This is a genomic window from Ochrobactrum sp. SSR (assembly GCF_030067775.1).
GTDB lineage: Bacteria > Pseudomonadota > Alphaproteobacteria > Rhizobiales > Rhizobiaceae > Brucella > Brucella teleogrylli.
In genome coordinates, this window is the sequence record NZ_CP125969.1 from 1,701,464 (window position 1) to 1,715,936 (window position 14,473).

The following is a 14,473-nucleotide window of genomic DNA, read 5'->3' on the forward strand; positions in this document are numbered from 1 at the left end:
CCTTCACATTCTGAACAGGCCAAAACGCGTCGGCTCGACTGGCGCATTCAGCGTTGCGGAAAGCGAAAGGCCCAGCACTTCGCGGCTCTTGCGCGGATCGACGATGCCGTCATCCCAAAGCCGTGCCGAGGCATAAAGCGGATGGCTCTGGCGCTCGAACATTTCAAGCGTCGGACGCTTGAACTCCGCTTCCTCTTCCGCCGACCATGTTCCACCGGTGCGTTCGATCCCGTCGCGCTTGACGGTCGCCAGCACGCCCGCCGCCTGCTCGCCACCCATCACGGCGATGCGGCTGTTCGGCCAGGTCCACAGAAAGCGTGGGGAATAGGCCCGTCCCGCCATACCGTAATTGCCCGCGCCATAGGATGCACCGATCAGCATGGTGATTTTCGGCACATTGGCCGTCGCCACCGCCGTCACCAGCTTGGCGCCGTGCTTGGCGATGCCTTCCGCCTCATATTTGCGCCCGACCATGAAGCCGGTGATGTTCTGCAAAAACACCAGCGGAATATTGCGCTGGCAGCAAAGCTCGATGAAATGCGCGCCCTTGGTGGCCGCTTCGGAAAACAGCACGCCATTATTGGCGATGATGCCCACCGGCATGCCGTAAATGCTGGCAAAGCCGCAAACCAGCGTGGCGCCGTAGCGCGCCTTGAACTCATTGAAATCCGAGCCGTCCACCAGCCGCGCAATCACCTCGCGCACATCATAGGGAATGCGCGTATCGGCGGAAACCACGCCCAGAAGCTCTTCCGGGTCATAGAGCGGGGCCGAACCGTCGCCCTTCGCAATGAAGGAGCGTTTCTCACTGTTGAGATTGGCCGCGATGGCGCGCGCGATCTGGAGAGCATGGGCATCGTCATTGGCCAGATGATCGGCCACGCCTGAAAGCCGCGTGTGCACGTCGCCACCGCCGAGGTCTTCCGCCGTCACCACTTCGCCGGTCGCGGCCTTCACCAGCGGCGGGCCAGCCAGAAAGATCGTACCCTGATTGCGCACGATCACCGTCTCGTCGCTCATGGCAGGCACATAAGCGCCGCCCGCCGTGCACGACCCCATGACCACGGCGACCTGCGGAATGTCCGCTGCCGACATCTGCGCCTGATTGTAAAAGATGCGTCCGAAATGGTCGCGATCCGGGAAAACCTCATCCTGATTGGGCAGGTTGGCCCCGCCTGAATCGACCAGATAGATGCAGGGCAGGCGATTCTCGCCCGCGATCTCCTGCGCGCGCAGATGCTTTTTCACCGTCACCGGATAATAGGTGCCACCCTTCACCGTCGCATCGTTGCAGACGATCATACATTCGCGTCCCGATACGCGCCCGATGCCGGTGATGATACCGCCGGAAGGAGCAGCACCGTCATACATGCCGTGACCCGCCGTCAGACCGACTTCCAGAAAGGGCGAACCCGGATCAAGCAATTGCGCAACGCGGTCACGGGGAAGCAGCTTGCCGCGTGCGACATGACGTTCGCGCGCTTTCTCGCCGCCGCCATCGATGGCAAGGCGGGACGCCTCGGCCACGATATCGATGGCCTCAAGCATGGCCTTGCGGTTAGCCTGATAGGTAGTGCTTCGCGTCGATATCTCGGATTTTAGAACCGGCATCAACGGGTCTCCTGAAACAATTCCCGCCCGATCAGCATACGCCGGATTTCCGACGTACCCGCACCGATTTCGTAAAGCTTGGCATCGCGCAGCAGACGCCCGGTCGGATAGTCGTTGATATAGCCATTGCCGCCCAGCGACTGGATTGCCTGCAAGGCCATCTGGGTCGCATTTTCTGCCGTGTAGAGAATGCAGCCCGCCGCATCCTTGCGCGTCGTCTCGCCCCGGTCGCAGGCTGCCGCCACAGCATAGGTATAGGCACGCGAGGCGTTGAAGGTCACATACATGTCGGCGAGCTTGCCCTGCATGAGCTGGAATTCGCCGATCGGCTGGTCGAACTGCTTGCGCTCGTGCACATAGGGCACCACGACATCAAGGCAGGCCGCCATGATGCCAAGCGGGCCGCCCGCCAGCACCACACGCTCATAGTCGAGGCCGGACATCAGCACGTTGACGCCCTTGCCGACCTCGCCCAGCACATTCTCGGCAGGCACTTCGCAATTTTCGAACACCAGCTCGCAGGTGTTGGAGCCGCGCATGCCAAGCTTGTCGAGCTTTTGCGCGGTCGAGAAACCCTTGAAACTTTTCTCGACGATAAAGGCGCTCATCCCGCGCGAGCCAGCCGACGGATCGGTCTTGGCGTAGACCACCAGCACATCGGCATCCGGGCCGTTGGTGATCCACATCTTGTTGCCGTTCAGCACATAGGCGTCGCCGCGCTTTTCGGCGCGAAGCTTCATCGAAACCACGTCCGATCCGGCTCCCGGCTCGGACATGGCGAGCGCGCCGACATGTTCACCGGAAATGAGCTTTGGCAGATATTTGGCGCGCTGCTCGCTTGAGCCGTTGCGCTTGATCTGGTTGACGCAGAGATTGGAATGCGCGCCATAGCTGAGGCCAATCGAGGCCGAGGCGCGGCTGATCTCTTCCATGGCCACGCAATGGGCGAGATAGCCGAGACCCGCGCCGCCATACTCTTCCGGCGCCGTGATGCCCAGCACACCCAGCTCACCCAGTTCACGCCACAGATGCATGGGAAATGCGTTATTGCGGTCGGTTTCGGCGGCAAGCGGCGCAATGCGGCTTTCCGCGAAACGGCGCACGGTCTCACGAAGGGCTTCGATCTCCTCGCCAAGACCGAAATTCATGCCCGAAGCAAACATACTCGTCCTCCACAAGTTCTGCCCGGTATCCATCTTTTTCAAGACGGCTATGTCTGGTCAGAGTGTCCCGTGGCGGTCAAATAGGCAATGGCTTTGCGCGGCGTTCTGTGGCTATTTATTACCGGATAAAGAAATTTTGTTGCGCGAAAACCGGCGACCTTCGTCGCCGGTTCAGCTTTTGTTTGCGCATCATCCCGCGCATCGGAGCAGGAATAGAAATCAGTCTTCCTGCAGGGAAGGAACGTCCCGATAAAGCTCAAGCGCTTCCGGATTGGCCAGCGCCTCGCGGTTCTTCACCTCGCGCCCATGCACGATGTCGCGCACGGCCAGTTCGACGATCTTGCCGGACTTGGTGCGCGGAATATCGCTGACGGCGACGATCTTCGCCGGAACATGGCGCGGCGTAGCGCCGGTACGGATCTTGGTCTTGATGCGCGCCTTCAGATCGTCATCCAGCGTCACGCCTTCAGCAAGCCGCACGAACAGCACTACCCGCACATCCTTATCCCAATCCTGACCGATGCAGAGCGCCTCGGCGATCTCCGGCATCTGCTCGACCTGATTGTAGATTTCCGCCGTACCGATACGCACGCCGCCGGGGTTCAACGTCGCGTCCGAACGTCCATGAATGACGATGCCGTCATGTGCGGTCCATTCGGCAAAATCACCATGGCACCAGATATTGTCGAAGCGCTCGAAATAGGCGGCCTGATATTTCGCCCCATCCGGGTCGTTCCAGAACTGCAGCGGCATGCATGGAAACGCCTTCGTGCAGACCAGTTCGCCTTTCTGCATGCGCACCGGCTGGCCGTCATCGTTCCAGACATCGACAGCCATGCCGAGGCCAGCGCCCTGAATTTCGCCCAGCCAGACGGGTTCCGTCGGCACGCCCAGCACAAAGCAGGACACGATATCCGTTCCGCCGGAAATGGACGCAAGATGCACATCCGGCTTGATGGCGTCATAGACGAAGGCAAAGCCTTCCGGCGACAACGGCGAGCCGGTGGACGAAACAGTGCGCAGCGCCGAGAGGTCGTGCGTTTCGCCCGGCTTCAGCCCGGCTTTCAGCACGGCGTCGATAAACTTTGCCGATGTGCCGAAATAGGTCATGCCTTCGGCGGCGGCATAATCGAACAGCACATTGCCATCGGGATAGAATGGTGAGCCGTCATAGAGCAGCAAGGTGGCCCCGGAACCGATGCCCGACGCCAGCCAGTTCCACATCATCCAGCCGCAAGTGGTGAAATAGAAGAACTTGTCGCCTTCGCGGATATCTGCATGGAGACGCTGCTCTTTCAGATGCTGCAACAGCACCCCACCCGCGCGATGGACGATACATTTTGGAATGCCGGTCGTGCCGGAGGAAAACAGAATATAGACCGGATGATCGAAAGGTAGGCGTGTGAATTCGACAGGCTTTGCGGCAAAGGCGCTCAGCGCTTCATCAAGCGCCACGCCCTTCGCAGCCTTCTGCGCGACAGCTTCCGCTTCGCCCAGATAGGACACGATCACCGACCGACGCAATCCCGGCAGCTGTGCCGTGACCTGCGCCACCTTGTCGGCCACCTCAATGCGCTTGCCATTGTACCAATAGCCATCGCAGGCAAAGAACAGCTTCGGTTCGATCTGGCCGAAGCGGTCGAGCACGCCCTGCACCCCGAAATCCGGCGAGCACGACGACCAGACGGCGCCGATGGAGCTGGCGGCCAGCATCAGCGCAACGGCCTCCGGCATATTGGGCATCATGCCCGCGATGCGGTCGCCCGGCTCTACGCCTTCGGCCAGCATGAATTGCTGGAGTTTCGAGACAAGCGCGTGGAGATCGTTCCAGCTCAGGCGACGCTCCACCTTGTCCTCGCCACGGAAGACGATGGCGTCGTCGTGGCCCTGCTGGCGCAGGAGATTTTCCGCGAAATTAAGCCGCGCTTCGGGAAAGAATTTCGCCTCGCGCATATGGCCCTTGTCGACAAGGGCCGTTGCACCGCGCTCGCCAATGACCTCGCAGAAATCCCAGATGAGCGTCCAGAAGCCCGCGCGATCTTCCACCGACCAGCGATGCAGCGCCGCATAATCCGACAGGCTGAGGCCGGTGCGCTGCTCGGCGCGAATGCGGAATTGTTCCAGCGTGCTGGCTGCGATGCGTTGCGCATCGGGCTGCCACAGCGGATGGTCGTGCGAAAACTGCGTGGAAACGGGCTCGGTGCTCATTATTCCTCCATGACACGGGCGCAGCAGACACCAGTTACGGGCTGCGCCGCCAGAGGTTTCTAAAAGAGACTTTCCGGTACGTCCATGCTTTTCCGGGTCATGCGTCGCGTCGGCGCATCATCGGTGCGCTTTCACCCAGTCTGTCCATCCACAAGTCGATGCGGCGCACCGCCCAGCGGTGGATCGGATTTTCAAACAGATGCCACGCAGCAATGGCGACAAGCACACTGATCAACGTGCAGCCGGAAATCAGCAGAAGCGCGCTGAAGCCACTCTGCGCGGCTTCTGCCGGAAGTATCGCGAAGGCGATCTTGAAGAAAAACTGGCCGACCAGAGGGTGAAGAATGAAAATTCCGAAACTGTAACGCGACAATTTCACGAAGCCGTTCCATCGCAACGGCGTGTAGATGTTCTGCATGCTCGCGGCATAGAGAATATAGGTGCAAAAATAGAGGAAGACGAGCCGCCAGGGTCCTTCCAATGTTTGAACGCCATCCATCGCGCTTTGTGGATGATAAAACAGAAACACCACCAAACAGCCGGCGAGAGCGAGCATAATCAGCGGTTTCGGCAGATCGGTATGCTTTCGCCGCGCCAGCCACATGCCGAACAGAAACGACGGCAGCGCGCGAAACACGCCGATATCGGCAAATTGTATCCGCGTCAGCGATGGTGTGCCGACCGAGCGCGCCAGATATTCGCCGCCCAGCAAGGCAATGGCGACCACAACCAGCACACCGCTGCCCAGCCGTTTGCACAGCATATCGAAGAGCGGGAAACACAGATACATCAGGAACAGCGCGCTGAGCGACCAGCTGACGTAATTATAGGACAGGCTTTCGCCGAATCCCCAGCTTTGCACGAGGAACAATTGGGCCACACCGTCCCACACATTCATGTTCGGCAGCACAGCGGGGTGTAAAAACCCCTTGGCCGTCAGCACCGATATGAGCGCGAAACACAAAAAGGTCACCAGATGCAGCGGATAGATTCGCGCAAGGCGCTTGCCCATGAAAGCAGCGTAGTGGCGCGGGTCCCAGATATAGTTTGCGCGCCGCGCCAGAAAGAGACCGGAGACTATAAAAAAGACATCGGTAAAATAAGCAAATGTTGATATAAGATCAGACAGTGCATCGTTCTTCACGGAAACCCGAAAAGAATAATGGAAGAATGCGATCCCGAGACACAATACAAACCGGAGACCGTCGAAGTCAGGAAGCCGTTTCATTACAAGACATCTTAAACAATATGCACAGGGATGTCAGTATATGCTTCCGCGATAAAGTCGAGTGTGAAATGATCTTGCGGACAAGAAATTCGACAAAAATCGAACGTCGGGCTCTCAGAGCCTGAATCAAAAAGCGGCATGTGTGCGAAAATGGTGATTCTCGAATACCAGAGCGAAGCGTATTCATGGCACGTGAGCACCGGAAGCCTCGCATAATCCCAAAAAAGCTGCAGACTTTTCGGTTCAGATTATGCGAAAGCAAATCTCAAATTGCCATTTTCGCATATATAGGACGTTTTTTGGAACAGGCTCTCAGCAATCACCGTCTTCTGGCTTCCGCGATGAGCCTTGAAATTAAACAGGATGAATCATCCGAGCAGTTAACGATTATTCGAGAAGAAGCATCGATAGCACAGAAGTTGAGATGTCATGTGGCACAATACGGGATAAACACTTAGTTGAACTATCCGTGACAATCGGATTCTGTATCTGGTCTTCCACTAAAGAAGCACTCCTCTTCTGTCGTGTGTGTCTCCTGATCCGATAAAGTCTCCCTCCTAAAACGCCAACTCTCTCCCACTGATCAGGATCTAAAGGTGTTATGCGATAATTTGTACTGCTTTCTCTGTAAAGATGCGTAAGATCAGCAGATATTTGTCGAAGCAGACCTTCATTTCCTGATGGATCTTGAATATAATTATACATATTGCGATTAAGTCGACTGAGATACTGAAATCTATCACGTCCTACAATGTATTCTGCATAAATTTCAAAACCTTCATTCTCGTTTTGATATCGAGGATCATTTCGCGGCGCGTGCGCGGGATCATCCACTCTATTCATGCCTGATGGCCCCTCAAACAAGTTTCCCGGAGCCCACAAAAAATAGTCACTGAACGCATCTAAGCCCTCTGGCTCAATCGTTCCTCCAGGCACCACTCGACCACTCGCAAAACCATCCGCAAGATCCATAGCCTGTGCAACTTCAGCATACGTTATTGCAGGACAAGTAGCCGTTCGCCTGCGATCAAGAGAATCCGCAGCCATCTGACCAAACGTACTCCGCGCCATGATCCTGAAATTAATCCAGGCTGTATGCAACCTCCGTAAATGGCCTGGGTGTGCCACTACGGTTGCAAAAAAAGCTCGAAGACGTTCTTGAGGAATAATATGGTGGCGACTTGCCTCTATGGGAAACTCTTGCGGAGAGCCTTGGCGAGTCGCTGTATTCCTCGTCAGATCAAGCGTGTATCGGGACAACGAAAGAAAGGGGGCGACCGCCCTTAATTGACGCGCTAATGAAAATGCACCTTTGAGAGGAGGATCAACTGCATTGGCCCTCATCGGAAAAGTAACGAGAACGACTATAAGAGAACCAAGGATAGCCTTCTTTTTTATACATATGTTTACCCAATAAATTATATAAATATAAAATAATATGAGAAATATATTCAATTATATTTAACAAATAATAAAAATATATTACTTTGGATCCATATCGATTTTCTTTACATCGCCGTTGCTATTATCGCAGAATAAAGTTACAGGATAATAACCAGATTTAGCTGCAAGCAAAAGAGCATACATAGCGCGGCCATATTCTGTGTTCAATCCAGATTTTTTCGACAAAGTTAGCCACGTATTTCTATTATCCTCTTCTATCGAAAATGTTGGGTAATAATTAGATCCTTCATAGGAAATCGCCTTAATATGCACCTTGGTTGTATTGTCCGGACATTTTTTTGTAATCATTAGCGTAAGCATTCTCATGCATAGCGATAAATGAAAATACGATCGAAGCGGCAGTAAATAATTTAGCAGGAATTTTCATAAACTATCCTTTTTTAAGTATAAAAATATATTCTGTTGCAAAATTACTAATATGAAGATACTTTCAGCGATTATAGGCGGGATTTTTTGAATTATATTCGAGATATTTTAATAAAAACAATTCTTATTCGGAACGGACTCCAACAAAATATTCTTTGCATTTTCTAGAGCAGTTGCGGTTGAAACGGAATCGTGGGACCGCTCTATCCATTTGTTTATAGGCATCGAAGCGGGATCAGAAATCAGTCCAGTCGACTGATTTCCTCGCGTAGACGCTACGCACTTTTGCTGGAAATGCTCTAATTGCAATAATTAGCAGAAGCTTAAGCAACAATATACAGCAGTATATTGCTACATATTCGTCTTTCGCAGATTTTGCGCTTAGAGCCTGAATCGTAATGAATGGAGCGAATCAGACAGATGCAAGGATGAACTTGGTCAGTACCGTGGTACGCATTTGTGGCACGCGAGCGCATGTGGCATGCACGCCAAGACATCGAAAACAAGGGGAAGTTCAATTCACAAAGTGAATGGTGGAGCCAAGCGGGATCGAACCGCTGACCTCCTGCATGCCATGCAGGCGCTCTCCCAGCTGAGCTATGGCCCCATCAGACCTCTTTCGAGGCGGGCCAGACAGAACTTGCTGTCCGGTGTGGCGGCTTATTAAATGGCGTTTGCCAGAAGATCAAGAGCTAAATCGCAACTCTTTTCACATCTGCGAAAATAATTTGCCGATTGTCCGCTTCTGCCGCCGGAGGCTGTGGAAAGCGGCCTCTGCGCAGGCCGAAAAGAAAGGGCAGCCCGTGGGCTGCCCTGTCGTAAACACTGGGAAATCAAGCTGATTCTGCGGGATCAGCCTTCTTCGTCGTCGCCACCGACGCCACCACCGAGGATGCCCGACATATCGTCGTCCTCGTCTTCTTCCTCTTCGAGGAAGGTGTCGTCATCGTCGTCGCCCAGATCGACATCGTCGTCGTCCAGATCCGGCAGATCGTCGCCGCCACCCTTCGCTTCATCGTCGGCATCTTCAAGAGAAACGAAATCCGGCTTTTCCAGTGCCGTATCCAGTTCTTCCTCTTCGGCTTCTTCTTCAACGACGCGGGCTTCTGCATTCGCGTCGAAATAAGAACGCGGATAGGAGATGCCGGTGTAAGGCGAAACGATCGGATCGCGATTCAGATCGTAAAACTTCTTGCCCGTTTCCGGGTCGATGCGCTTGGTACCAAGTTCAGCTTTTGCCACGTTGAGCCTCGTGAGTTTTATTCCCGTTACGCCTGTGGCGGGGGCCACTTTTCATCCGGGGGCATAAATTCATTTCAAAAACGCGCCGGCTGATCCTGTCAGACCACCCATATGCCCGCAATATACCGAAAGACCGGTCCACAGCAGGAACAGCGGACGGTGCCGCGTCTTTGCCTTTGTTGTTCGGTGCATAAACGCAATTTAGCGGGTTTGTCAAAGCGAAAGACGCCGAATAGCCAAGACTCTTTATTATAGGCGCGTCCGGCAGACCATCGATGGCGTATTCGCGGATGACCGCATGGTATTACTATGCTAGTGAAGCCCCGCTTATCTCTCAATCCCGGCGCGCGATCGCGCCAAAAATGCGACAGTGAAAAATCCATGTCCCATTCCGCTTCCCCGAAACCTGCAGTCGCCCGCCGCTCGGAGGCACTGGCCGGCGAAATTCGCATTCCGGGCGACAAGTCCATTTCTCACCGTTCCTTCATGTTCGGCGGCCTGGCATCGGGCGAGACCCGTATTACCGGCCTGCTTGAAGGTGAAGACGTCATCAATACCGGTCGCGCCATGCAGGCCATGGGCGCCAAGATCGAAAAGGATGGCGATACCTGGATCATCCATGGCGTCGGCAATGGCTGCCTTCTTGAACCGGAAGCACCGCTCGATTTCGGCAATGCCGGAACGGGTGCGCGCCTGACAATGGGCCTCGTCGGCACCTATGACATGACCACCGCCTTTATCGGTGATGCGTCCCTTTCGCGCCGGCCGATGGGCCGCGTGCTTGACCCGCTGCGCCAGATGGGCGTGCAGGTGAAGTCGACCGATGGCGACCGCATGCCGCTGACCCTCGTGGGACCGAGCGTCGCCAATCCGATCACCTATCGCGTGCCGATGGCTTCCGCGCAGGTAAAGTCGGCAGTGCTGCTGGCCGGTCTCAACACGCCGGGCGTCACGACCGTCATCGAGCCGGTCATGACACGCGACCATACCGAAAAGATGCTGCAGGGCTTTGGCGCTGATCTCACCGTCGAGACCGACAAGGATGGCGTGCGCCATATCCGCATCACCGGACAGGGTAAGCTGATCGGCCAGACCATCGATGTTCCGGGCGATCCATCCTCAACGGCGTTCCCGCTGGTTGCAGCGTTGCTGGTCGAAGGTTCGGATATCACCATCCGCAATGTTTTGATGAATCCGACCCGCACGGGCCTGATCCTCACCTTGCAGGAAATGGGCGCTGATATTGAAGTCTTTAATGAACGTCTCGCTGGCGGTGAAGATGTTGCCGATCTGCGCGTGAAATCGTCGAAGCTCAAGGGCGTCACCGTTCCGCCGGAGCGTGCGCCTTCGATGATCGACGAATATCCGGTGCTGGCCATCGCTGCGACTTTCGCGGAAGGCGAAACGATCATGGACGGGCTTGATGAGCTGCGCGTCAAGGAATCGGATCGTCTGGCAGCGGTTGCCCGCGGCCTCGAAGTCAACGGCGTCGATTGCACGGAAGGCGAGATGTCGCTCACCGTTCGCGGTCGTCCCGACGGCAAGGGCATCGGCGGCGGTGTCGTCGCCACCCATCTCGATCACCGTATCGCGATGAGCTTCCTTGTCATGGGCCTTGCCTCTGAAAAGCCTGTGACCGTTGACGACAGCACGATGATCGCAACCTCCTTCCCGGAATTCATGGACCTCATGACCGGAATGGGCGCGAAGATCGAGCCGAGCGAAGCCGAATGAAGCCATTCATCGTCGCCATCGATGGACCGGCAGCCTCGGGCAAGGGAACCCTTGCCCGGCGCATCGCCACGCATTACGGCATACCGCATCTCGACACCGGACTGACCTATCGCGCAGTCGCCAAGGCGCTTCTCGACAAGAACCTGCCGCTTGATGATGAGCTGCTGGCAGCCGATGCGGCCCGCCATCTCGACTTACGCGAAATGGACAAGACCGTGCTCTCCGCCCATGATATCGGCGAGGCCGCATCCAAGGTTGCGGTCATGCCAGCCGTGCGGCGTGCGCTTGTCGAAGCCCAGCGCCATTTTGCGGCGGCCCTTCCGGCCAGCGTCCTCGATGGTCGCGATATCGGCACGGTGGTCTGCCCCAAGGCGGAGATAAAGCTGTTCGTCACCGCTTCGCCGGAAGTACGCGCCGAGCGGCGTTACGACGAGATTGTTTCAAGCGGCGGCGCTGCCGACCTTGGCGAAATTCTCGCCGATCTGAAGAAGCGCGACGAGCGCGACACCAACCGCACTGATTCTCCTTTGCGCCCTGCCGAAGACGCGCACTTGCTTGATACGAGCGAAATGAGTATAGAAGCGGCATTTCTGGCGGCGAAAAACCTCATCGATGAGGCTCTCGCGCGTCATAAGGCATAACGGACCAGCATTTTAAGGCTCTTTGGCCTGAATTTGCCCCGGAAATGCTGGAAAAATGCCCGGTCGGCCCTATATAGGCTGCTCGAATAACAAATAGTCTGACTTCGCGTTCCACGCGCCGGTTGTCTGCAAAGACGGAGCCGAGGTCGGACAGTGTACAACACGAACCCCCGGCGCCGCATCCGATGAATTTTCCGGATGCATCAGGAGTATATATGTCTCAATCCAACCCCTCCCGCGCAGATTTCGAGTCCCTGCTGGCAGAATCCTTCGCGCAAAACGATCTTGCTGAAGGCTATGTCGTCAAGGGCCGCATCGTCGCCATCGAAAAGGACATGGCGATCATCGACGCCGGTCTGAAGGTCGAAGGCCGCGTACCGCTGAAGGAATTCGGCGCAAAGGGCAAAGACGGCACGCTGAAGCCGGGCGATGAAGTTGAAGTTTACGTCGAGCGTATCGAAAACGCTCTCGGCGAAGCTGTTCTCTCGCGCGAAAAAGCACGTCGTGAAGAAAGCTGGGTCAAGCTCGAGCAGAAGTTCGCCAATGGCGAGCGCGTCGACGGTGTGATCTTCAATCAGGTCAAGGGTGGTTTCACCGTCGACCTCGACGGCGCTGTTGCCTTCCTGCCGCGTTCGCAGGTCGACATCCGTCCGATCCGCGACGTCACCCCGCTCATGCACGTCCCGCAGCCGTTCGAAATCCTCAAGATGGACAAGCGTCGCGGCAACATCGTTGTCTCGCGTCGTACCGTTCTTGAAGAGAGCCGTGCGGAACAGCGTTCGGAAATCGTCCAGAACCTTGAAGAAGGTCAGGTCGTTGAAGGCGTCGTCAAGAACATCACCGATTACGGTGCGTTCGTTGACCTCGGCGGCATCGACGGTCTCCTGCACGTCACCGACATGGCATGGCGCCGCGTCAACCATCCGTCGGAAATCCTCACCATCGGCCAGACGGTCAAGGTGCAGATCATCCGCATCAACCAGGAAACCCATCGTATCTCGCTCGGCATGAAGCAGCTCGAGAGCGATCCTTGGGATGGTATCGGCGCGAAGTACCCGATCGGCAAAAAGATCACCGGCACCGTCACGAACATCACTGACTACGGTGCATTCGTGGAAATCGAGCCGGGCATCGAAGGCCTGATCCACGTTTCCGAAATGTCGTGGACCAAGAAGAATGTCCATCCGGGCAAGATTCTCTCCACCACCCAGGAAGTCGAAGTCGTTGTGCTCGAAGTTGATCCGGTCAAGCGCCGCATCTCTCTCGGCCTCAAGCAGACCCTCGACAATCCGTGGACGACGTTCGCTCAGAAGTACCCGACCGGCACCGTTGTTGAAGGCGAAGTCAAGAACAAGACCGAATTCGGCCTGTTCATTGGTCTCGACGGCGACGTTGACGGCATGGTTCACCTCTCCGATCTCGACTGGAACCGTCCAGGCGAACAGGTTATCGAAGAGTACAACAAGGGCGAAGTGGTCAAGGCTGTCGTTCTCGACGTCGATATCGACAAGGAACGCATCTCGCTTGGCATCAAGCAGCTTTCCGGCGACAAGGTCGGTGAAGCAGCAGCTTCGGGCGAACTGCGCAAGAACGCCGTTGTAACCTGCGAAGTGACCGCTGTTACCGATGGTGGCCTCGAAGTTCGTCTGGTCGATCACGACCTCGACAGCTTCATCCGCCGTTCGGATCTTTCGCGTGATCGCGAAGAACAGCGTCCGGAACGCTTCACGGTCGGTCAGAAGGTTGACGCGCGCGTCATCGCTTTCGACAAGAAGACCCGCAAGCTGCAGGTCTCGATCAAGGCGCTCGAAATCGCCGAAGAAAAGGAAGCTGTCGCTCAGTACGGTTCGACCGACTCCGGCGCTTCGCTCGGCGACATCCTCGGTGCCGCTCTGAAGAAGCAGGAAAAGAACTAATCTTTTCCCTCTTCTTGCAAACACGGAAAAGCCCGCTTTATAGCGGGCTTTTTTCTTTTGGTTTTTCATAATAATACGCAATTGTTGTATTTTAATTAGTTCTAAAATTAATTTGACTCCTCTATATATTCGTTTTATTTGCGGATGTTACTTACATTTGCTTTGTTATATTTAGGAGAAATATATTGGGTGCAAGATTTTCCATGATCGCGTCTGGCATTTTGGCTCTGATCGCCACGAATGCCTATGCCGCAGACGTCATTGTTCCCGAGGCACCTGTTGCACCAGCAGTCCCGATTGCCACTCCCTTCAACTGGGGCGGCGCTTATATCGGCGGGCAGGTCGGCTACGGATGGGCAAATACCAAATACACGGTCGGACCGTCCTATAACTCCATAGGAAAACTGGACGGTTTCCTCGGCGGTATTTATGCCGGGTATAATATTGATACCGGGACAAATGTTATCTTGGGCGTTGATGGCGATTTCACTGGCACAGCGGTTGGCAAGACCGAATCTGTCGGAGATCTCGCATCAGGCAAAACGCAATTGCGTTGGTCTGGGGCAGCCCGCGCGCGCGTGGGTTACGCCGTTGACCGTTTCCTGCCTTATATCGCTGGCGGCGTGGCGTTCGGCAATATCGAAGACAAGCTGCATGTTCTAGGCGAGAAGCTTTTGTCGGAATCGAAAACACAGGCCGGCTGGACCATCGGCGGCGGTATTGATTACGCTGTGACCGACAATATCGTCACCCGCGTTGAATATCGTTACACCGATTTCAACAAGCACAACTACAATTTTGATAATACCAGCGTTGGTGGCAGTGGCAAGCTGTCGACAAACGAAGTTCGTCTCGGCGTCGCTTATAAGTTCTGATTGAACATTGTCCTGAGATCAGGAA

General features: G+C 55.6%; 10 protein-coding genes and 1 tRNA gene. 4 read left to right on the forward strand and 7 right to left on the reverse strand.

Translation table 11 applies throughout. The annotated features are described in order from the left end of the window. Positions 1-3: 3 nt before the first annotated feature. The 7 genes from QLQ11_RS08025 to QLQ11_RS08055 all read right to left on the reverse strand — a co-directional run bounded on the left by QLQ11_RS08025 (position 4) and on the right by QLQ11_RS08055 (position 9,282). Positions 4-1,611, reverse strand: a complete 1,608-nt coding sequence (locus tag QLQ11_RS08025) for a carboxyl transferase domain-containing protein (RefSeq protein ID WP_109368084.1) — start codon at positions 1,609-1,611, stop codon at positions 4-6. After that, complete coding sequence (locus QLQ11_RS08030) at positions 1,611-2,759, reverse strand: isovaleryl-CoA dehydrogenase (protein WP_171317214.1); 1,149 nt, start codon at positions 2,757-2,759, stop codon at positions 1,611-1,613. The genes QLQ11_RS08025 and QLQ11_RS08030 overlap by 1 nt, the downstream gene beginning before the upstream one ends. A gap of 234 nt (positions 2,760-2,993) precedes the next feature. Further along, the gene (locus QLQ11_RS08035) at positions 2,994-4,982 is read right to left on the reverse strand and encodes an acetoacetate--CoA ligase (RefSeq protein WP_109368082.1); all 1,989 of its coding nucleotides are present in this window, start codon (positions 4,980-4,982) and stop codon (positions 2,994-2,996) included. Between the two features lie 97 nt (positions 4,983-5,079). Further along, positions 5,080-6,210 carry an acyltransferase gene (locus tag QLQ11_RS08040; protein WP_109368081.1) on the reverse strand — a complete coding sequence of 377 codons (1,131 nt, stop codon included), beginning with the start codon at positions 6,208-6,210 and terminating at the stop codon, positions 5,080-5,082. A 387-nt stretch (positions 6,211-6,597) separates the two neighbouring features. Continuing rightward, positions 6,598-7,257, reverse strand: coding sequence for a hypothetical protein (locus QLQ11_RS08045; protein ID WP_371835850.1), 660 nt, complete (start codon positions 7,255-7,257; stop codon positions 6,598-6,600). Positions 7,258-8,571: 1,314 nt separating this feature from the next. Then, a tRNA-Ala gene (locus QLQ11_RS08050) sits at positions 8,572-8,647 on the reverse strand. Between the two features lie 245 nt (positions 8,648-8,892). Further along, on the reverse strand, positions 8,893-9,282 hold the full coding sequence (locus QLQ11_RS08055; protein ID WP_109368079.1) for a TIGR02300 family protein: 390 nt from the start codon (positions 9,280-9,282) through the stop codon (positions 8,893-8,895). A gap of 381 nt (positions 9,283-9,663) precedes the next feature. On the opposite strand from QLQ11_RS08055, the gene aroA reads away from it, so the two are divergent. The 4 genes from aroA to QLQ11_RS08075 all read left to right on the forward strand — a co-directional run bounded on the left by aroA (position 9,664) and on the right by QLQ11_RS08075 (position 14,448). Then, complete coding sequence (aroA, locus tag QLQ11_RS08060; protein WP_109368078.1) at positions 9,664-11,016, forward strand: 3-phosphoshikimate 1-carboxyvinyltransferase; 1,353 nt, start codon at positions 9,664-9,666, stop codon at positions 11,014-11,016. After that, positions 11,013-11,657, forward strand: coding sequence for a (d)CMP kinase (cmk, locus tag QLQ11_RS08065; RefSeq protein ID WP_283736007.1), 645 nt, complete (start codon positions 11,013-11,015; stop codon positions 11,655-11,657). Before aroA ends, cmk begins: the two co-directional genes overlap by 4 nt. Before the next feature lie 215 nt (positions 11,658-11,872). Further along, positions 11,873-13,573 (forward strand): 30S ribosomal protein S1, encoded by a 1,701-nt coding sequence (gene rpsA, locus QLQ11_RS08070; RefSeq protein WP_109368076.1) that lies wholly within the window; start codon positions 11,873-11,875, stop codon positions 13,571-13,573. A gap of 203 nt (positions 13,574-13,776) precedes the next feature. Continuing rightward, positions 13,777-14,448, forward strand: a complete 672-nt coding sequence (locus tag QLQ11_RS08075; protein WP_109368075.1) for an outer membrane protein — start codon at positions 13,777-13,779, stop codon at positions 14,446-14,448. The last annotated feature ends 25 nt before the right edge of the window (positions 14,449-14,473 follow it).

What these genes read in the sequence shown, in the direction of transcription:
- QLQ11_RS08025 (WP_109368084.1), bottom strand. Translation starts at nt 1,611, where the DNA reads ATGCCGGTTCTAAAATCCGAGATATCGACGCGAAGCACTACCTATCAG.
- QLQ11_RS08030 (WP_171317214.1), bottom strand. Translation starts at nt 2,759, where the DNA reads ATGAATTTCGGTCTTGGCGAGGAGATCGAAGCCCTTCGTGAGACCGTG.
- QLQ11_RS08035 (WP_109368082.1), bottom strand. Translation starts at nt 4,982, where the DNA reads ATGAGCACCGAGCCCGTTTCCACGCAGTTTTCGCACGACCATCCGCTG.
- QLQ11_RS08040 (WP_109368081.1), bottom strand. Translation starts at nt 6,210, where the DNA reads ATGAAACGGCTTCCTGACTTCGACGGTCTCCGGTTTGTATTGTGTCTC.
- QLQ11_RS08045 (WP_371835850.1), bottom strand. Translation starts at nt 7,257, where the DNA reads ATGGCTGCGGATTCTCTTGATCGCAGGCGAACGGCTACTTGTCCTGCA.
- aroA (WP_109368078.1), top strand. Translation starts at nt 9,664, where the DNA reads ATGTCCCATTCCGCTTCCCCGAAACCTGCAGTCGCCCGCCGCTCGGAG.
- cmk (WP_283736007.1), top strand. Translation starts at nt 11,013, where the DNA reads ATGAAGCCATTCATCGTCGCCATCGATGGACCGGCAGCCTCGGGCAAG.
- rpsA (WP_109368076.1), top strand. Translation starts at nt 11,873, where the DNA reads ATGTCTCAATCCAACCCCTCCCGCGCAGATTTCGAGTCCCTGCTGGCA.
- QLQ11_RS08075 (WP_109368075.1), top strand. Translation starts at nt 13,777, where the DNA reads ATGATCGCGTCTGGCATTTTGGCTCTGATCGCCACGAATGCCTATGCC.